The organism is Proteiniclasticum ruminis, from assembly GCF_900115135.1.
Lineage (GTDB): Bacteria > Bacillota > Clostridia > Clostridiales > Clostridiaceae > Proteiniclasticum > Proteiniclasticum ruminis_A.
In genome coordinates this window covers 689,960-710,469 of sequence record NZ_FOVK01000001.1, presented here as the reverse complement: position 1 = coordinate 710,469, position 20,510 = coordinate 689,960, and the positions used below count along the sequence as shown (strand labels likewise).

At 38.4% G+C, this 20,510-nt stretch carries 17 protein-coding genes; 13 read left to right on the top strand and 4 right to left on the bottom strand.

The window, feature by feature from the left end:
• Window position 1: 1 nt before the first annotated feature.
• Genes gcvPA through BM243_RS03310 form a run of 4 tightly spaced genes read left to right on the top strand, consistent with a single transcriptional unit; the run spans window position 2 to window position 5,154 of the window.
• Window positions 2–1,342 (top strand): aminomethyl-transferring glycine dehydrogenase subunit GcvPA, encoded by a 1,341-nt coding sequence (gene gcvPA / locus BM243_RS03325; RefSeq protein WP_074910289.1) that lies wholly within the window; start codon window positions 2–4, stop codon window positions 1,340–1,342.
• Entirely contained in the window at window positions 1,342–2,796 is a 1,455-nt protein-coding gene (gene gcvPB / locus BM243_RS03320) for an aminomethyl-transferring glycine dehydrogenase subunit GcvPB (protein ID WP_074910287.1), read from the top strand. Before gcvPA ends, gcvPB begins: the two co-directional genes overlap by 1 nt.
• A gap of 2 nt (window positions 2,797–2,798) precedes the next feature.
• Window positions 2,799–4,181, top strand: a complete 1,383-nt coding sequence (gene lpdA, locus BM243_RS03315; RefSeq protein WP_074910284.1) for a dihydrolipoyl dehydrogenase — start codon at window positions 2,799–2,801, stop codon at window positions 4,179–4,181.
• Window position 4,182: 1 nt separating this feature from the next.
• Complete coding sequence (locus BM243_RS03310; RefSeq protein ID WP_074910282.1) at window positions 4,183–5,154, top strand: lipoate--protein ligase; 972 nt, start codon at window positions 4,183–4,185, stop codon at window positions 5,152–5,154.
• A 125-nt stretch (window positions 5,155–5,279) separates the two neighbouring features.
• On the opposite strand, the gene BM243_RS03305 is transcribed toward BM243_RS03310, so the two are convergent.
• Window positions 5,280–6,215: a CAP domain-containing protein gene (locus BM243_RS03305; protein WP_074910279.1), complete on the bottom strand. Its 936-nt coding sequence runs from the start codon at window positions 6,213–6,215 to the stop codon at window positions 5,280–5,282.
• Window positions 6,216–7,255: 1,040 nt separating this feature from the next.
• Here BM243_RS03305 and msrA point away from each other — a divergent pair.
• Window positions 7,256–7,735: a peptide-methionine (S)-S-oxide reductase MsrA gene (gene msrA, locus BM243_RS03300; RefSeq protein ID WP_074910277.1), complete on the top strand. Its 480-nt coding sequence runs from the start codon at window positions 7,256–7,258 to the stop codon at window positions 7,733–7,735.
• Between the two features lie 63 nt (window positions 7,736–7,798).
• On the opposite strand, the gene BM243_RS15535 is transcribed toward msrA, so the two are convergent.
• Together BM243_RS15535 and BM243_RS03290 are read right to left on the bottom strand one after the other, a co-directional pair.
• Window positions 7,799–8,098, bottom strand: coding sequence for an AzlD domain-containing protein (locus BM243_RS15535; RefSeq protein ID WP_431602435.1), 300 nt, complete (start codon window positions 8,096–8,098; stop codon window positions 7,799–7,801).
• Window positions 8,099–8,102: 4 nt separating this feature from the next.
• Complete coding sequence (locus tag BM243_RS03290) at window positions 8,103–8,783, bottom strand: AzlC family ABC transporter permease (RefSeq protein ID WP_074910270.1); 681 nt, start codon at window positions 8,781–8,783, stop codon at window positions 8,103–8,105.
• A gap of 253 nt (window positions 8,784–9,036) precedes the next feature.
• On the opposite strand from BM243_RS03290, the gene BM243_RS03285 reads away from it, so the two are divergent.
• The 6 genes from BM243_RS03285 (at window position 9,037) to holA (ending at window position 16,787) form a co-directional block, all read left to right on the top strand.
• Window positions 9,037–10,563: a UDP-glucose--hexose-1-phosphate uridylyltransferase gene (locus tag BM243_RS03285; protein WP_074910268.1), complete on the top strand. Its 1,527-nt coding sequence runs from the start codon at window positions 9,037–9,039 to the stop codon at window positions 10,561–10,563.
• The gene (locus BM243_RS03280; RefSeq protein ID WP_074910265.1) at window positions 10,544–11,596 is read left to right on the top strand and encodes an aldose epimerase family protein; all 1,053 of its coding nucleotides are present in this window, start codon (window positions 10,544–10,546) and stop codon (window positions 11,594–11,596) included. The genes BM243_RS03285 and BM243_RS03280 overlap by 20 nt, the downstream gene beginning before the upstream one ends.
• Before the next feature lie 184 nt (window positions 11,597–11,780).
• Complete coding sequence (locus BM243_RS03275) at window positions 11,781–13,106, top strand: M23 family metallopeptidase (RefSeq protein WP_074910263.1); 1,326 nt, start codon at window positions 11,781–11,783, stop codon at window positions 13,104–13,106.
• Between the two features lie 410 nt (window positions 13,107–13,516).
• Window positions 13,517–14,143, top strand: a complete 627-nt coding sequence (locus BM243_RS03270; protein WP_074910260.1) for a sigma-70 family RNA polymerase sigma factor — start codon at window positions 13,517–13,519, stop codon at window positions 14,141–14,143.
• Window positions 14,144–14,238: 95 nt separating this feature from the next.
• The gene (locus tag BM243_RS03265; RefSeq protein WP_074910258.1) at window positions 14,239–15,741 is read left to right on the top strand and encodes a ComEC/Rec2 family competence protein; all 1,503 of its coding nucleotides are present in this window, start codon (window positions 14,239–14,241) and stop codon (window positions 15,739–15,741) included.
• The gene (holA, locus tag BM243_RS03260) at window positions 15,741–16,787 is read left to right on the top strand and encodes a DNA polymerase III subunit delta (protein WP_074910255.1); all 1,047 of its coding nucleotides are present in this window, start codon (window positions 15,741–15,743) and stop codon (window positions 16,785–16,787) included. Before BM243_RS03265 ends, holA begins: the two co-directional genes overlap by 1 nt.
• A 72-nt stretch (window positions 16,788–16,859) precedes the next feature.
• Here the strand turns inward: holA and rpsT are convergent, their stop codons facing one another.
• Window positions 16,860–17,123, bottom strand: coding sequence for a 30S ribosomal protein S20 (rpsT, locus tag BM243_RS03255; protein ID WP_031573022.1), 264 nt, complete (start codon window positions 17,121–17,123; stop codon window positions 16,860–16,862).
• A gap of 426 nt (window positions 17,124–17,549) precedes the next feature.
• On the opposite strand from rpsT, the gene lepA reads away from it, so the two are divergent.
• Both lepA and hemW read left to right on the top strand, forming a co-directional pair.
• A complete protein-coding gene (lepA, locus tag BM243_RS03250) occupies window positions 17,550–19,352 on the top strand; it encodes a translation elongation factor 4 (protein ID WP_074910253.1) in 1,803 nt (600 codons plus the stop codon).
• Between the two features lie 8 nt (window positions 19,353–19,360).
• Entirely contained in the window at window positions 19,361–20,491 is a 1,131-nt protein-coding gene (hemW, locus tag BM243_RS03245; RefSeq protein WP_074910252.1) for a radical SAM family heme chaperone HemW, read from the top strand.
• The last annotated feature ends 19 nt before the right edge of the window (window positions 20,492–20,510 follow it).

Genomic DNA, 20,510 nt, shown 5'->3' with positions numbered 1-20,510 from the left:
TATGCATCCATATCTGCCGAATACACCGGAAGATGTTCAGGAAATGCTTGGCGTCATCGGTGTGGAGTCCACGGAAGCTCTGTTCAAGAGTATTCCGGATAATGTCCGATTGCAAAAAGATCTGAACCTTCCCAAGTCCAAGTCTGAGATCGAAGTTAGAAGAATTGTCAGTGCCCTTGCATCAAAAAATGAGAGTGTGGACGAACTGACCTGTTTCTTGGGAGCTGGATCCTATGACCACTATATTCCATCCATTATCAGAACTCTTGTCACTCGTTCTGAATTTTATACGGCTTATACCCCGTATCAGCCTGAAATCAGTCAGGGAACACTTCAGAGTGTTTTTGAGTATCAGTCGATGATGTGTGCTCTTACAGGCATGGAAGTCTCAAATGTTTCCATGTACGACGCGCCCACTGCTGCTGCTGAAGGAGCAATCCTAGCCTCTGTTCAAACGAAGAGAAAGCAGATTCTGGTCTCTAAAACAGTACATCCTGAAACAAGGGCGGTTCTGGAGACGTATCTGAAGTTTAGGAATGTCGACATTCTTTTCGTAGATGAAAAGGATGGTGTTACAGATGTTTCAGATCTTCAGCAAAAGCTTACAGCTGATGTTGCTGGCGTGGTGCTCCAATACCCCAACTTTTACGGTATTGTGGAGAATGTGAAAGAGATTGAAGAAGCTGTTCATAACAACAAGTCGCTTCTTCTTATGAGCGTGGATCCTATTGCATTAAGTATACTAAAGAGTCCAGGGGAGCTGAAAGCGGATATTGTGGTTGGAGAAGGGCAAGCCCTTGGTCAGAACCTCAATTATGGCGGTCCTGTCCTAGGGTTCATGGCTACCACAACAAAGCTCATGAGAAAGATGCCTGGCCGTATTGTAGGCCAGACATTAGACAGAGATGGTAAACGTGCTTTTGTTCTGACGCTGCAGGCAAGAGAACAGCATATCAGAAGATTCAAAGCTACATCCAACATCTGTTCGGATCAAACCTTGAATTCTATTACAGCTGCGATCTATATGGCTACACTTGGCAAGCATGGGATGAAGGAAGTGGCTTCTCAGTCCTTTAAGAAAGCACATTATGCATTCCAGGAGTTGACTAAGAGTGGAAAGTACAAACCTTTGTTCAATAAACCGTTCTTTAAAGAGTTTGCGGTTCTTTGCCCCCGGTCCGTTGACGAAATCAATGAAAAACTTCGGGCGCAAGGAATCTTGGGTGGTTTCAATCTGAAGAAGGCAAATGAAGAACTCGGAGATGCAATGCTTATTGCGGTCACCGAAAATAGAACTCTTGAAGAAATCGATAGATTTGTAAAAATTATGGAGGAGATCTAATGGCTTACGAAAAGTTGATTTTTGAATTATCCAAACCTGGAAGAAAGTCGTATGCTCTTCCTGAAGATTCTCTGAAAGAGATGAATTTAAGTGACTTTATTGATCCAAGCCTTCTGAGAGAAGAAGAGCTGGATTTTCCTGAGGTAAGCGAACTTGATGTGGTTCGGCATTACACGCTGCTTTCAAAGAAAAATTACTCCATTGATTCAGGCTTCTATCCATTAGGATCCTGTACGATGAAATACAATCCGAAGATCAATGAGGAAGTCGCTGCGAATCCTAAATTTGCAAGACTTCATCCATTCCAGCCTCAGGAGACCGTCCAAGGTGCACTGGAAGTAATGTATACCGTTCAGGAAAACATCAAAGAAATTTCCGGAATGGATGCTGTCACGCTTCAGCCTGCAGCGGGAGCTCATGGGGAACTTGTAGGCCTCATGCTGATAAAAAAGTACCATGAAATGAGAAATGATAAAAAGCGAAATAAAATCATTGTACCGGATTCTGCACACGGCACAAATCCTGCTTCAGTAGCTGTTGCTGGGTTTGATGTAGTTGAAGTGGCTTCCCACAAGGATGGATCTGTGGACATTGACTCACTGAAATCTGTTCTAAGTGACGAGATTGCTGGGCTTATGCTGACCAATCCTTCTACACTGGGACTGTTTGAAAAACATATCAAGGAAATTGCAGATCTTGTCCATGAAGCGGGAGGTCTTCTCTATTACGATGGAGCCAACATGAATGCGATCATGGGAATTGTAAGACCTGGGGATATGGGCTTTGATGTTCTGCATTATAACCTGCACAAGACATTCTCAACTCCACACGGTGGAGGAGGTCCTGGATCAGGTCCTGTGGCTTGTAAGAACATCTTAAAGGAATACTTGCCTGTTCCAGTGGTAGCAAAGAATGGGGATGCCTATTATCTTGATTATGACTACAAAGATACCATTGGCAAGGTGAAAAATTTCTACGGCAACTTTGGAGTGGTGCTGAGAGCGTATGTCTATATGCTGTCCATGGGGCATGACGGATTGAAAGCTGCTTCAACGAATGCGGTCCTTAATGCCAATTACATGAAGGAAAGCCTTAGAGAGCACTATAAAGTAGCCGTGGATGAGACCTGCATGCATGAAGTTGTATTTGCAGGTTTAAAGGAAAAAACCGATGCGGTTTCCACCCTTGACGTGGCAAAGAGAATCATTGACTATGGATATCATCCTCCAACCATGTACTTCCCACTTATAGTGGAGGGAGCACTGATGGTAGAACCAACAGAGACTGAGAGCAAGGAAACATTAGATGCGTATATAGAGGTCATGAAACAGATTGCGACAGAAGCGAAGGAAACCCCAGAACTTCTGAAGAATGCTCCTCATGACACTCCAGTCCGAAGGCTGGATGAAGCTCTTGCGGCAAGACAGCTGATTCTGCACTGGACAAAGGAGTAGATATGTCAAATAAAGTAGTGATACTTGGCGGAGGACCTGGCGGCTATGTGGCCGCCATCCGTTTGCGCCAACTTGGATTTGAAACAATATTAATCGAGAAAAACAGAGTAGGCGGAGTGTGCCTTAATGTAGGCTGTATTCCAACTAAAGCGCTCTACAAAAGTGCGGAAATTCTAAATCATGCCTCTCATCTGGAAAGTTTTGGTCTGGATTTTGACGGTGTAGTAAAACCCAATGCGCATAAGATTCGGGAACGGAAAAATCAGGTGGTAGATACGCTGGTTTCTGGAGTGGAGAAACTTTTATCATCGGCAGGGGTCAATGTTCTCTATGGTGAAGGGAAACTTCTTTCAAGCAACAGTGTTACTGTCAATGGAGAGGTGATTGAGTTTGACAACCTGATCATTGCCACGGGCTCGTCTTCTTTTATCCCACCAATCGTTGGAGTAGAGCATGAAGGTGTGGTGACGAGTACAGAGCTTCTTGATTTTGAGTCCATTCCTGAAGAACTGGTTATTGTTGGTGGTGGTGTGATAGGGATGGAGTTTGCTGGAATCTTTGCGAGTTTTGGGTCAAAGGTGACAGTGCTGGAAGCGATGCCAAATATTTTACCTGGGATTGATGGTGAAATTGTGAAAAGGCTAAAACCGATCTTGAAGAAGAAAGGAATTGAAATCATCACTTCTGCTATGGTTCAGGAAATCAGTAAAGATGGACAGAAACTTTATGTGACAATGGAAGGGAAGAAGGGTCCGGTAGTTGTGTCAGGAGACCAGGTGCTGGTTGCTACTGGTCGAAGACCTAATACACAGAATCTTGGTCTGGAAGAGATTGGTGTGGAAATGAACCGAAAAGGAATTGTGGTGGATGAACATTTCAGAACCAGTCAAGAGAATATATTTGCCATTGGAGATGTGAACGGTAAATGGCTGCTAGCCCATGCTGCTTCTGCTCAAGGGGAGTATGTGTCGGAATATCTTGCGGGAAAGAAACCGAAGATGGGAAGATTTGTCCCTGGGTGCGTTTTCCTGTTCCCGGAAGTTGCTTCTGTAGGATATACAGAAGAACAGCTGAAAGAACAAGATATAGCCTATCATGTAAGCAAGTTTATGCTTGGGGCTAATGGAAAAGCTCTTACCATGGGTGAAAGCGAAGGTCTTGTGAAAGTGATTTCTGATGAGGATTTTAAAATCATTGGTGTTCATATTATGGGGGTCCATGCGTCAGATTTAATCCATGAAGGGCTTTTGGCCTGTGAAATGGGATTAAGTGTGGATGAACTGAAACACGTCATCCATGCACACCCGACCCTTGCAGAAGCCTTTTACGAAAGTGTTATGGGGCTAAAAGGCGAAGCTGTACATATGGTTCAGTCGAGGAGATAACATGAGATATATAATCAGTGAGAATACAGATGCTTATTTTAACTTAGCTTCGGAAGAGTATCTGCTTAAACATACAGATGAAGACATTTTTTACCTATGGAGAAATGACAATGCCATTATTGTAGGTACAAATCAGAATACCTTGTCTGAAATTAACGTTGAATATGTAAAAGAAAAAGAGATTAAAGTTGTTCGCCGCCTCACTGGTGGAGGAGCTGTTTATCATGATTTGGGAAATATCAATTACACTTTTATAGAAAACAGCAAGAAGAGTTTTAATGACTTCAGGGGATTTTGTGAGCCTATTACGAAAGCACTCAATGAGTTGGGAGTGAATGCGGAGTTTTCGGGTAGAAATGATATGACCATTGATGGGAAGAAGTTTTCTGGAACAGCCCAGTGTAAATATAAGAATCGTGTCATGCATCATGGAACGCTGCTGTTTTCTTCAAAAAAATCGGATATTTCAGGAGCGCTTAAACCTCGGGATATTAAGTTCACTGGGAAAAGTGTAAAATCTGTGGCTTCTAGAATCACGAATATCAGCGAACACTTGGAGAGTCCTATGGATGTTTTAGAATTCAGGGATCGTATTATGAGGTCGGTAGCCGGAGGGCTCGATAACATTACGGTTTTTGATGCAATTGAGGAAGAGAAAATCAAAAAACTTCGAGAGGATAAGTATTCTACCTGGGAATGGAATTATGGGCAAAGTCCAAAGTTTTCCATGACAAAAGAAGGGCGATTTACTGGTGGTACAGTTGAAGTTACGCTGGATGTTCAAAAAGGATGTATTGAGAATATAAGAATTTATGGTGATTTTTTCGGTACAGTGAACATACATGAACTTGAAGAAAAGCTCATTGGTGTAAAACATCAGGAGCAAAATGTGTTGGATGCCTTAAAGGAAGTTACCTTAGCGGACTATATGGTAAATGTTCAGAATGAAGAATTAGCAGGCTTGCTTTTTTAGTAGAAGAACTTGGAGGATCTCCATTTTTATATGAGGGAAGTGTGTCGAAACTCTTCATCATAAAATACGAAGAATAAAGAACAACCACCAGAATCATCTGGTGGTTGTTCTTTATAGATGTAATATTATTTGAAATGCTGTGTTGCGTAGATGGTTGGCAAATTACGGTTGTACTTTGCGAAATACTGCTGGCCGAAAACTACGCCTGCGCCCATTCTGGTTGCTTTTGGGTTCAGAATGTTTGCTCTATGTCCTTCTGAGTTCATCCATTTTGCAACTATAAACTCAGCGGTGTATTTGCTCTTATCACCAGATGCTAACATATAGATATTCTCTCCAACATTATACTTTGTGGTGTGTTTGAATGTGTTTGTAGTAAACATTAGAGCGCTGTGGGATCTTGCTGAGCTATATAGGGAAGAATCCCAAGTTAATGGAGCTAGACCGTTTTCGCTTCTATATCTGTTTGTTACAGTTAAGATTTCTTTCTCAACACTGCTTAAGTAATCAAAGCTTGAAGTAGTTGTATTAACTGCTTCTGGAGCTGGAGCTGGAGCTGGAGCTGGAGCTGGAGCTGGAGCCGGAGCCGGAGCTGGAGCTGGAGCGGGTTTTGGAGAAACCTTTTCTGCTGTGCTTGAAGCAGGTTTAGTGGTTGTGCTCGTTTTTACAGGAGAGGCAGCTGGTTTATTGATTTGTGTGCTGGTTTTCTTCTGAGTAACACTTGCTTCAGCTTTTTTCTCTTCTTCAGCTATTTTTGCCTGCTGATCAGCCAGCTTTTTGGCTTCTTTTGCAGCGAGTTCGTTCTTGAAGTTTTGAAAGAAAAGATCTGATCTTACTTCGATCATCTTTTTTTGAAGATCAAAGCTGAATCCATCCTTGAACTGTTCTGTTTCTAACCCGGTGGGTTGGAATATATGGATGGTTTCTGCTACGCTTTCCTCGGATAATACAATTTGCTTGTTATCTTCAGTGGGGACATCTTTACGATTCTGAATGTTGATTGTCCAGTAAGAAGATATCAAAGTAGAAGTTGCTATTACTAATGATATGAGTTTCTTCATAAATACACCTCGTTATTTTTTATCAAATGGTTTTATTATCATTAAAATATTGATTGCCTTTTATGAGTGCATCGTATCATAATAAAAAAAAACCTTCAATTTATCTAAAAATTCGAAGTTTTAGTCAAAATTAATAATAATATTAATATAAATTTATTTAACTGCCATACAAGTCGAAAAAATCAATGTTAGAAAGAGTGATTGTCGAAAAATATGAAAACCAAAATAATATAGTTCAAATTAAAAAATCAGGAAACAATATTCGTCAATATCAGAATATTTAGCCTGTCGTAAAATAAAAACAGAGAAAACATTGATTTTTATCATGATAAATAGTAATATAATAAGTTATGTTTCAAGCATTGATGAACGGTATATTTTTATAAACAGAACATGAAAAAGTATATTTTAAGTAAAGCTAATAAATACTGTTTTCCTTGAGAATCAAGGAAAAACACAAAAATATAAAACCGCTGGAGACACCCAGCGGTTTTATATTCAAGGATTTTAATCCTGTGATCCCAACCAAGAATGACAGAAGGTGGGACTTTATATAGTATTAGTATTAAACGAATCTTTTTGGTACATCCACTTCTCTTTGTACAAGCCATGGATTAAAGTCTGGAGCAATTACATCTTTTGTAATGAAACGGATAACTACTTTCAACATGTTCTTCATATCGATTACCTCCATGATTTTTAGTGCTTGTGTGTTTGTTTCTCTCATGTACATTATTGCAAATTTGTACATGCAAGTCAACGGTGAATTGATAAAGATTTATGCAAGAAAACTTGCAAATAATAAGTATTTCATTACATTTACAAATTTGGTATTCAAATTTGTGTTTTTAATTAAGTTATTGCTGATTTTCAAGTATATAATCATAAAGATTATTATAATAGCAAAACGTTCGACGTGAGTAACGTTTGCAAATACAAGTTCCATAAATCTTGGCTTCTCCTCACGTGATAATTTGTCAATAAATGTCCATTTTCTGTTACAATAGTTGTAAAGTGAAGATTAGGAGGAATGATTTGTCATGAGAGAGATTGCACTGGCTGGGGGTTGTTTTTGGGGGGTTGATGAGTTTTTTTCTAGAAAAGAAGGAATTCTGACTACAAAGTCTGGATACTCTAATGGTCATAAATTAAATCCGACTTATGAAGAAGTATGTACTGGGACAACGGGACACGCTGAAACAGTCTATATAACATATGATGAGAATGTCATAAATTTAGAGACGATATTACTGAAGTTTTTCAAAGTCATTGACCCAACTTCTATGAACAGACAAGGAAATGACTTAGGAACCCAATACAGAACAGGAATCTATTTTATTCATCCAGAGGATGAGACGAAAGCGTTAGAATTTATTGCCAAAATGCAACCTAAGTATACGAAGCCTATTGTTGTAGAAGTTGAAGCTTTGAGTAATTTCTTTGATGCTGAAGAGTATCATCAGGATTATTTAAAGAAAAATCCTAGAGGATACTGTCATATTGATCTTTCTATAGAGTAAGAGCGAAAAATAGAAAACCCTCATGATTGATGATCATGAGGGTTTTTTTTAATAATTCAATGCCTAAATCAACTGACTGAGATAAATGAGTATCGAGGTTAAAATAGAGGATACTAAGATGTTTACCATGATATTGATTTTCTTTGTTGCAAGAATGAAAGAAAAAACGCCTGCTATTATGCCGGTTACTATTGTGTCACCAACGTCTAAGATACCTGGGAATATGAGTGCTCCAAGTGCGGCCAGAGGTACGCTTCGTAAGAGCTTATTGATTTTATTACTCTTTATCGTGGACATTCTGCTGAGTCCTGGCAGTAGCCGTGGGATTTGCGTAGCTGCAGACATTAATATGATTGACAGCATATACTTATTCATCCTCGTCATCTCCCTGTATCATCATTCCTACAGCGCTTCCTACGATGATTGAGAGGATTATTGATAAACCGCCAGGGAGAAAGCTGGATGCAATATAGTTGGTCATCATACTTACTATAGGTATTCCGATTAAACGGCTGTTTCCGTGTAGTGAGTTCACCAACAGAGTAATAAAAAGGGTAAATATTGCAATCTCCATACCTTCTGCAATTATTCCAGGGAGAATGGATCCGAATAGAATTCCGATGATTGCTCCAAATATCCATGATAAATAGAAACCAAGCATCACACCTTTGATATAGGGCGCACTGAGGTTTTCTTTGAGAGACAGAATCGCGAAGGTTTCATCTGTCAAACCCAGACTGACGATGATACGGTTTTTTAGGTTTAGATTCACCTTATTGAAAAATGATAACCCCATAACCAAATGTCTTAAGTTGATCACTCCAATGGTAATCATCATCTGAATAGGAGAGGTGTTCAGCGCAAAGAGATTGATTGCCATAAACTGGCTGGCGCCAGCATAGATGAAAATACTCATTGACAAGACTACCCAAGAGGGTATGTTGGCCTGAGTACCAATGACCCCATAGGCAATGGCGATAGGGATGTAACCTGTCATAATTGGAAAACTGTCGATGAACCCAGATGATAGCGTTGTTTTACTATTCAATAAATCACTTCCTGAATTTACATAATATTCATATTCTAGCATAGAATATCAAAATCCAACAGAGTATTAGGATTCGTTTTAGGATCTCCTGAAATACAGTGGGTCCATATACTGTAGTATTTGATTTTGGTGACATAATGAAACTATGAAATGCAGATTTCTTGATAAATCATACAATCTACATTAAGATAGAAATGGATTATATATTATTGAAGCAAAGCACTCTGTTAGAAATGTGTTGAGGTGGATGGATATGAATATTAATAATGAAATTGCTAGTCTTGTGGATTATGCGGTTCGTGAAAGACTCATAGAAAATGAGGATCGGGTCTATGCTGTGAATAGAATTCTGGAGATACTCAATTTAGAGTATTATTCTGATGGAGCAGATATCATGCGATATGAATCTGTTGAGGATATTTTAGCAAAGTTTAGGCAATGGGCAGTGGAAACTGATTTTGTGCCTAATGATTCTAATGAGGTTTTAGATTTATTTGATACAAAACTTATGAGTGTATTTGTATCAAAACCTTCAGATTTCAGAAAGAAATATTATGATCTTTGGGAAGAGTCACCTGAGAAAGCTACACAGTATTATTATCATTTCGCAAAAAAAAGCAACTATATTCGGGAGCAGCGAGTTGCGAAAGATATAAAGTGGACGTATGAAACTCCCTATGGTTTGATTGATATGACCATAAATCTTTCGAAACCAGAAAAGGATCCCCGTGCCATTGCTTTGGCAAGTAAAGGATTAAATACAGAAAACATGAAATATCCCAAATGTTTACTGTGCAAGGAGAATGAAGGGTATGCAGGTAGGTTGGATCATCCAGCCCGGCAGAATCATAGAATTATTCCTATTACTTTAGCGGACGAGTCCTGGTTTATGCAGTATTCACCATACGTGTACTATAATGAACATTGCATTGTATTTAAAGGTAATCATGAACCAATGAAGATATCAGGCAAAACGATCGAAAGACTTCTTGATTTTGTTTCCGCATATCCTCATTATATGATCGGGTCCAATGCTGATTTACCGATTGTTGGTGGGAGTATTCTCACGCATGATCATTTTCAGGGAGGTCGGTATGAGTTTGCGATGTCAAAGGCTAAAGAGTATGATAGAACTCTTCTTCAGAAGAATGGGGTTGAACTATGTAAACTGTACTGGCCGATGAGTGTAATCCGTCTTAAGGGTAAAGATGTAAAAGAACTTGTTAAGATTTCAGAACTTGTTCTTTCTGTTTGGAAGAACTATGAAGATCAGCAAGTTGGGATCATATCAAAGTCAGGGAATACTGAACATAATACCATTACTCCTATTACAAGATTTAGAAATAATGTATTTGAAGTGGATTTGATTCTCCGGAATAACCGTACGGACGAGGACCATCCATTTGGTATCTTTCATTCACAGAAGGAATATCATCATATAAAAAGAGAGAACATTGGTTTGATCGAGTGTCTTGGATTGGCTGTTCTTCCTGCCAGACTACGTGATGAGATGGAGCTTTTAAAACAGTTTATGTTCAATAAAGATCTGGACGGTATCTATTCAGATGAAACCCTTCAAAAACATGGTGATTTTGCACGAAGAATCTTAGATGGAAATCAGTTTGCCTCAGAAGAGGAAATCGAAGCAAAACTATATGATGAAATTGGATATGTTTTTATGAAAGTGCTGGAAAATTGCGGAGTATATAAAAAGGACAACCAAGGTGAAAAAGCGTTTCAGCGCTTTATAGAGGTTATACATGAAAATCTCAATAACTAGAGTCAATATATCTGATCAAGAAGTTCATGAAATTACTATGAAAAACAAACATGGGATGGAAGTTGCATTTCTAACTCTAGGTGGAATCATCACTAAGATTCTCGTGCCGGATATTGAGGGGCATTATGAAAATGTTGTTCTTTCTCATACAGATTATCGGGACTATTTAAAAAATCCAGGGTATTTTGGAGCAATTATTGGAAGAACTTCGGGAAGAATTAAAAATGCTCAGTTCGAACTGAATGGAACAATATATTCTCTATCTAAAAATTACGGCGAAAACCAGGGCCACGGGGGTTTTATAGGGTTTTCGGGAAGGAACTTTCAGTTTGAGTGCAGTAATCTAAATGACAATGCATCAGTTACACTGAGATATTTATCTCCTCATTTAGAAGAGGGGTATCCAGGGGAAGTTTTGGTTGAGGTTACATACTCCTTGAATGATTATAATGAATTTGCTATTCATTATGAAGCAATTCCAAAAGCAGATACGTTGATCAATATGACAAATCATACTTACTTTAATTTATCTGGTTCATTTGAAGAAAGTATTCTATATCATGTGCTCATGATCAAAGCTGAGAAATTTGCTGAAGTTGATGATACATCAGCACCTACAGGAGAACTGCTGGAAGTGGAAGGAACTCCTTTTGACTTCAGATATATGCGGGAGATTGGAGAAGATATTAAAGAAAGACACCCGCAACTTCTGATTGGTAATGGTTATGATCACCCGTTTCTATTAGTGCCTGACGCTTCTCCAAAAGTGAGACTGGCGCATAGATTTTCTGGAAGGGTGCTTGAAATAGACTCTACAGCAGAATGCGTTGTGGTATATACACAGAATTACACAGATAACCAGCATGTCCAATGTGGCGGTATATTGCAAAACAGAAGGTCGGTAGCATTGGAGTTCCAAAATCTTCCTATTGGAAAGAACGGAGTCAACATGGAAAATTCGATCGTTCAAGGCGGGGAAAAATACAGTGCAAAAACAGTTTATAAATTTAAAGTAGAACAGATGAATGCTTGATAAAGTCACCGGCAGTGCCGGTGACTTTTATTAATATTTAGTGAACAATAATCTAATTTAGGTGCAATCGATAGAAAAATTAAAATAAACTGAATAAAATAAAATTATAAATGTGAAAGTTTTTGAATAATATTAAATTCTTTGTGTATATGGTGTAAAATTGCTTTATGAGTAGGAGGTCGCCATGAAAAAGAAAATTACTATACTTCTTGTCACAACGTTACTTACTGCATCGATTCCAGTTTTTGCTGTGAATACAAATGACATTAAAGATCAGGTTAATGATAACAATGAAAAAATAGATGTTTTGGAACAAGAAAAGTCAGATCTGCAGAAGAACAAAAAAATCGTTAATTCTGAACTGGATGCAATTCTTGATGAGATCAAAAACACTTCAAATACTATCAGTAATCTGAACAGCAGTATTCAGAGCAAAGAAGAGAATATTAGAGTTAAAACAGAAGAGATAGCGGAGATGATACTGAAAATTCAGGAGATCGAAGCAGATATTGTAGTGCAAAAAGAAAGAATTTCTGAGCAGGAAGAGGAGCTCAGAAAACAGGAAGAACTGCTTGCCACAAGAGTGCGTGCGGCATATAAAACGAACTCGGTCAATAATATTATTTTTACGTTGATTGAGTCAACAAGTATCGTGGACTTCACTGAAAGACTTTTGTTTATTGAGCGGATGGTTTCCAAAGATCACGAAATTATGGAACTTATCGATTCCATTATATCAACACTAGAGATTGAACGTGAAAAGCTTGAAGCAAGCCAGAAGGCAGCGTCAGAGATTAAACTCACTTTGGAACAAGACAAAGTTATTCTAGAAGAAGAAAAAACCAGTCTTGAAAGACAAAAAGCAACTTTAGAGCGAGAGCTTGATAATCAACGGTCTCTGGAAGTGGCGAAGAAGACACTTCTTGATAGTCTTTCTGCCGAAGAAAGAAGGGTAGCAAATGAGATTGGCGATATCATGGAAGAAAATGCTGCCCTAGAAGCGGAGATTCAGAAACTGATTCGGGAAGCTCAGGAAAAAGCAAGAAGAGAAGAAGAGGCGAGAAAAGCAGCTGAAGAAGCCCAAAATGGAGGCAGCACTACCACTCCTGAGACTCCAAGACCATCCACGGGTTACATAAGACCGGTAAGTGGTCGGATGACATCGCCCTATGGATACCGAATACACCCTGTATACGGGGACAGGAGATTCCATACCGGGGTGGACTATGCAGCTGGTTATGGTGTGCCTGTAGCATCAACCAGATCAGGAACTGTTATTCTAGCGAAATACCATGCTTCCTATGGCAACTACATCATCGTTGATCATGGAGATGGCGTTTCCTCTTTATATGCTCATTTAAGTGGTTTTGCCGTGAGTTATGGTCAGCGAGTTTCTCAAGGACAAACCATCGGGTATATAGGTTCTACCGGAACATCTACTGGTCCGCATCTGCACTTTGAAATTAGAGTAAATGGTGTACATAGAAATCCTTCCGATTATGTAAAATAGTAATTTTCATTTACGGAGCAAGCTTCTAGCTTGCTCCGTATTTTTTATTCACTTATTTATCATGTTTATTATTCGTCAAAGGTTGTGAAGGTTTTTAAATTAAATTTTATTGTAATATTGATATTCTGTGATGAATCTTCTAATTGATATTTTACATTAAATTAAAATCTATATTTTTAAGTTAAAATCAAAAATGAAAGAGCAATTTAAATAGAAAAAATATATACATATACAATATAATCAGTTATATATTTCAATTCAATAAAAATACAATAAAGCATTTATTAATATAATAAAATGAATTAAAAATATTGATAATAGCTTATAATGACATTTGATTTTTGTTTGTCGACTCCTTTTTATTGTGATATTCCGTAAACAAAGGTAATTTAAGAAGGAGATGAAAGGAGATGATTGATATATACTGTAACGAGAAACTGATTGAAAAGATACGAAATGGAGATCGTAATGCTGAAATAGAGATTATCGAAAGCAATAAGGCGCTAATATATAAGATAATCAAAGACTACTATTATGCGTCGAAGAATGTACTCGACATGGAAGATGTGTATCAGGCTGGGTGCTTGGGGCTCATTAAGGCTGTCAGAAACTTTAAACCTGAGCTTGGAAACAAGTTTGTTACCTATGCTTATTATCTCATACGAGGGGAAGTTCAGAGGATCTATGAAGAGCATTCCAAGCGCGAAATGACCATGTCCGATATTCAAATACGGAATAGTGACGGCGTCGTGATGGAATCACAGGAAGCGATGGATTACATCCGTTATGAACGAAAATCCTGGGAAGACGAATGGAACCATCAGAAAATAACTGATGATAAAATCATGGTCGATGATCTTTTGAAAAAAGTGACTCCGTTGCAGAAAAAAATACTGGTGTACCGATATTACGATGACTTGTCTCAGAAAGAAATCGGAGAACTTATCAACAAATCCCAGGTTTTTGTGTCCAGAGAAGAGAAAAGAGCAAGAAAGAAGTTAATCAGTCTGCTGGATCAGAAAGAATGTATATATTAGGTTCCTATGTTTTGTACTTTCTCATCTGCTTGTATTGTTGGATCTTGAACTTATATTTACTCTGGATTAGTATTAGTGCTTTCGTGGTGGTACTGGTGATAAAAAGCAAACTAAAAAACTTGAAGATTTATGTGATGATACCGATTCTAGCGTTTATTTCTGTCTCACTGTATTATGCTGAAGGTATTCCAGATGAGGTGAAAGTTGAGAAAATCTATTATAATCGGCTATTGGTTTCTTCAGGGGTTAGGCTTTACTGGTTGGAGGAGCAGATAAGTACTGTAGAGGCAGGAGACAGACTGATGGGAGACTTTCTTTATGGAGGGTCTGGAAATACGGAGCAAGGTGTAATCTGTACGCTAAAAGGAAGCAATTATAAAATTTATACGGATTCTATAGGACGGTTTCGTGCTTTTAAGAACAGGATTATGGATCTTCTTATTATGAGGTATGGAGAGCACTATGGAGGGCTAATGGGATCCCTAGTTCTAGGGAATCAGAAGTTTATGAATGAAGAGAGAGCTCAGAATATGGGGGATTTAGGGATAATGCATATTCTTTCAATCTCTGGATTCCATTTCAGTTTATTGGAAGGTGCATTAATGAAACTCAGGATGAAAAAGATTGCGCCATTGGTGCTGATAGTTTATGGTGTTTTTCTGGACAGCATTCCGGGGTACAGAACGATTATTTCCTTAATTTATAGGATGTTCGGAAAGATTATAAAAAAAGATACGAATGCTCTCACAGGGATTTTCGTGGGTATGTTTCTTCAGGCTTTTTTTATGCCCTACTACATATTCAAACAAGGATATCTTCTCACGTATCTGTCATCTTTAGGGATATTGATTTTTTATCCCCACTTTCTACGGTATCTAAAGATTTTGCCAGGCGTTATTAGGGATTCAATAGCACTCACATGCTCAGCACTTTTTCTGTCATTTCCAGTTATTTTATCATTCAGTCCAGATTTTTCGATGGGTGTTTTTATCGGCAACTTCATTTTAGTTCCACTTTATTCCATCATAACGTATATATCCTTCCTAGGGGTATTGGCATCAGGAATACCAGTGCTTCAAACGGTACTATATCCGTTTATTGATTCTTTTTTTCTGCTTTCTTTTTACGTTGGGAGATTCTTTAGTGCATATAACAGCTCGGTGAACTTGGAACATCTTTCGCTTCAATATGTTCCGTGGATTCTTACAGTGTATCTTCTGCACAGATACCATAAAAAACGAATGGTTTTTATGGTGATGATTTTTGCTCTGTGCCTAAGCCTCCCTTTGGGAACAAGTGTCAGCGTTTATAGTAACTATGGAAAGCCATATATTCGAGTTATCCATAACTTTCGCAAATATGATATGATGGATTATAGAGTGGCAGAAAAAGGATTTATACCTCTTAGGGGGGAAGTATCTTTAAAACTTGGTCGAAAGACTGTATTAATTAAGCCACACCTCATCAAGAAAGGAGTGCCAAGTATTCTTGTCAACGGTAAAGCTCTGAGTTTATCAGATGAACTTCCGTACTATCGAGGTGTACAAAAACATCATCATATTTTATTCTGGCGAGATTTGGTATATAAGGTACATTAATGGAGTTTACACAAGTTAAAGAGATTGCAAGTAAAAATCAAAAAAGAGCTTATTTTCTTTATGCAGAAGATGAGCAGTTGTTGTTTCAAATCCGTGATATACTTCGGAAAAGAGTCATAGGTGATGAGAATTCAATGAGTCATATAAAGCTTGACGCAAATCGCTGTACACCGTTGGATCTTGAGAATGCACTAAACACGTACTCGATGTTTCAAGAGGATATATTGGTGGAGCTTTCCAACTGTAACTTTATGGAGAGTGCTACGCAGCATCCGATGAAAGAAATCATTGAGGATTACTTGAAAAATCCAAGAGAAGAACTTTATTTTTTTGCGACGTATAAGTATGAGAATGATCTAAGTAAAAGAAATAGTTATCTGGATGGACTGAAGAAAAAAGTTCCATCGCTTTCTTTCATTGAGTCTATAGATTCTCTTAAGCAAAAAGGGATGGTTTCACTTATCGAAGATTTATTTATGAAACAGAACGTTCAGGTTTCTAAGAATATACCTGTCTTTATTGGCGAAGTTTTTCGAGGAAGTAGCTTGCAGCTAGAGAAAGAAATCGAGAAATTAATTGCCTATACTGACGGTGGCGAAATAAGAAAAGAGGATGTTCTAGCCATTATGGAAGTTTCAGATGAGCGTCATGTAATGAATCTTTTGGATCTGATATTTACAGAAAAAGGTCTGGGGAGAAATATTAAGGAAATTCTGAATCTGATCAATGATCTGCTTTACAGAGGGGAGAAACCCGAGATGATCATTGGCCTCGTTGGATCAAGGCTTAGAGTGCTTTTCAAAGTGAAAATTCTTCAAGATAGAAGTGCTTCTTCCCAAGAGATTATGAAGCATCTAAGAACAGGTAGTGCCTGGTATGCTGATAGAATGTCAAAGATTAGTGGTTCCTTGTCATTTAAGGAATACAGCAAACTTTTTCGTGTGCTTCTTGAGCATGAGTATATGCTGAAGACTACATCGGTTGAGAGCAGCGCTTTATTGGAGATGCTGATTATTTCGATGGTGAACTCAAGGGATATAAAATGAGATGCTGCTTATTGGTCTGATTCTTCAGACAACGTAAAAACCCGAGAATACGTTAGTACTCTCGGGTATTAATTATGCCATTTTATTGAACTTAATGGTAAGTCTTGACTTCTTTCTTGAAGCAACGTTCTTATGGATAATTCCCTTAGATGCAGCCATATCTATGGACTTAATCGCAGAACCAAGAAGTACCTTAGCTTCCTCAGCGTTTCCTGCTGTTACTGCAGTTTCGAACTTCTTGATAGAAGTCTTCAGCGCGGATTTCACCATTTTGTTTCTAAGTGTCTTTGCTTGTGTAACCTTAATTCTCTTCTTTGAAGATTTAATATTTGCCACTTTTTCACCCCCTCCAATCATATTTCGAAGCTGTAATTTCTCAACAGCTTCTAAAGGGTTAACTCTAGCAATTTGGGGAAATATGCTTGCGAGTCATTAACATTGGTATTATATCATCACCACTGATTATATTCAAGAAGAAAATCATGTGATAATGATTAAAGACTCGATTTCCTTGATTGAAAAGTAACTTTTGTTTGAAAAGAGAAACAAAGAAAAGGAGTTTACTAGGGCAAGAAACCATTGTAAGAAGAAAAGAGTGATTAATGATTCAAATCGGTAGGTATATTGAAGTGTTAAATGTATTTGATTATAAAGTATAAAGTATTATTCTAACAGTTCGGGTAAATAAATTCAAAGAAATAATCAAGAAGAGTATCGATTATGCTATAATATAATGTGGGAAAAAATTATGAGGTGAAAGTTATGCAGAGTGAAAGACAAAAGAAAATTAGAAATTTTTCCATCGTTGCACACATTGACCATGGAAAATCCACCCTTGCAGACCGTTTGATTGAATATACAGGAACGCTGTCACAAAGAGAAATGGACAAACAAGTCCTTGATAATATGGAACTGGAGCAAGAAAGAGGCATCACGATCAAGTCAAAAGCGGTGAGGCTGATTTATCATCGTGAAGATGGCGATTATATTTTGAATTTGATCGATACACCAGGTCATGTGGATTTTAATTATGAAGTTTCAAGAAGTCTGCAGGCATGTGAAGGTGCCATCCTAGTTGTTGATGCAACACAAGGTGTTCAGGCCCAGACCCTTGCGAACTGCTATCTCGCGCTGGATAACGACTTGGAGATTCTTCCAGTGATTAATAAGATTGACTTAGCTTCCGCGAGAGTTGATGAGGTAGTGAAGGAGATTGAGGATGTTATTGGCTTGGAAGCAGAAAACTGTCCGAAGATATCAGCAAAAACCGGTTTAAATATTCCGGATGTACTGGAAGGGATCATTCAACATATTCCTGCACCAGAAGGCGATGAGAACGGCACATTAAGAGCTTTAATCTTTGATTCCACCTATGATTCCTACAAAGGAGTAGTATCATTTGTTCGTGTAAAGGAAGGAACCATTACACCAGGAATGAAAGTCAAGTTTATGGCAACGGGAAAAGAGTACGAAGTAACTGAAGTAGGCGTGTTTATTCCGGAGTACTTGCCAGTGGATGCATTGAAGGCTGGTGATGTCGGATATATCACAGGCAGTATAAAAAATGTAAGAGATGCTCGTGTCGGAGATACGGTGACCTCTGCGAAAAATCCTGCTGTAGAAGCTCTACCTGGTTATAAGAAAGCTGTACCGATGGTCTTTTCAGGTATTTATCCTGTGGATGGTGCAGATTATGAAGAACTGAAGGAAGCGCTGGAAAAGCTTCAGATAAACGATGCTGCATTGGATTTTGAATATGAATCATCCGTTGCACTCGGATTTGGATTCCGTTGTGGTTTCCTGGGTCTTCTTCATATGGAAATCATTCAGGAGAGAATAGAAAGAGAGTTCAGTATTCCAATCATCACTACAGCTCCTTCTGTTATCTATAATGTACACAGAACTGATGGTGAAGTGATTCAGATTACAAATCCTACGAATATGCCATCAGCCACCGAGATTGATTTTATGGAAGAGCCGATTGTCAAGGCTTCTATCATTACTCCATCTGATTATGTCGGTGCGGTGATGGAGCTGTGCCAATCCAGAAGAGGATCCTACGTAAGCATGGAATATGTGGAGCAGACTCGAGCAGTCGTCACATATATCATTCCGTTAAATGAGATTATCTATGATTTTTTTGACACGCTAAAATCCCGTACCAGAGGGTACGCATCCCTTGACTACGAACTGACAGGATATCAGAGAACCAAACTTGTGAAGCTGGATATACTGCTGAATGGTGAGGTTGTGGATGCCTTGTCTATGATTGTGCCTGACGAGAGGGCTTATGTGAAGGGGAGAAATATCGCTGAGAAGCTCAAAGAAGTCATTCCAAGACATATGTTTGAAATTCCAATTCAAGCAGCGGTGGGGTCTAAAGTCATCGCGAGAGAAACTGTAAAAGCTATGAGAAAAGACGTCTTAGCGAAGTGTTATGGTGGAGATATTTCAAGAAAGAAGAAACTTCTGGAGAAACAGAAAGAAGGAAAGAAACGAATGAGACAGGTGGGATCTGTAGAAGTACCACAAGAAGCTTTTATGAGTGTGCTGAAAGTTGAGTAGGTGATGAAGTGCAACCAATAGGACTTTATATTCATATCCCCTTTTGTGAGCAGAAGTGTTTTTATTGCGATTTTGCCTCTTACCAGGGGAAAAGCCACCTGATTCATGATTATCTTGATGCATTGGAGCTCGAGATACAAAATAAGACCCAGGGATTGCTTTTTGACACCATCTTTATTGGAGGTGGAACTCCTTCATATCTATCAAAAGAAGAGCTGGAAAGACTTGCAAAGACTCTGAGTGAAGTTCAAAAGACTGATGATGTAGAGTTTACTATGGAATGTAACCCCGGTAATATCACAAGAGAAAAGGCTGAAGTTATCAAAAAAATGGGGGTCAATAGGTTATCCATTGGACTTCAATCAAGCAATGATAATATTCTGCTTGATATCGGCAGAATTCATACCTTTAAGGAATTTGAAGAAAACTACAGAATGCTTCGAGACTTGGGATTCATGAACATCAATATTGATTTGATTTATGGACTGCCACATGAGAACTTGAATATATTACAAAAAACTCTATCGGATGTAGCTGAATTAAATCCAGAGCACATTTCCTGCTATTCTCTGATTATAGAGGAGTTCACCCCTTTCTACTATCGGGCAGAAAGAAATGAGTTATTCCTTCCTGATGAGGAAACGGAACGAAAGATGAACGAGATGATTTTGAGGACACTCGGCGAATATGGTTATGAGCGGTATGAGATTTCGAACTATGCTAAAGATGGAAAGTACTGCAGGCATAATATCAGATACTGGTCAGGTGAGGATTATATAGGGACAGGAACTTCCTCCCATGAGTATTACAATGGAGAGCGCCAGGAGAACATAAAGACCGTAGAAGGTTATATTCGGTTGATCCAAAATACAGGAAGCGCTTCAGTCAGAAAACATGAAAATACGAAAGAAGAAGAAGTGGAAGAGTACGTTTTTATGGGGATGCGTATGATGCGTGGTCTTGATAAGAAGAAATTTGAAGTGCGATTTCAACGGACGATTGAGTCTTATTATGAAAAAAGTATTCAAAAACATGTGAAATCGGGACTTCTTATAGATACACCTGAAGTGCTTCGTTTTACAAAAAAGGGTATAGAATTTTCAAACCATGTATTAAGCGATTTTCTGTTGAGCGTTTAAGAACCCAAAGGCCGAGCCT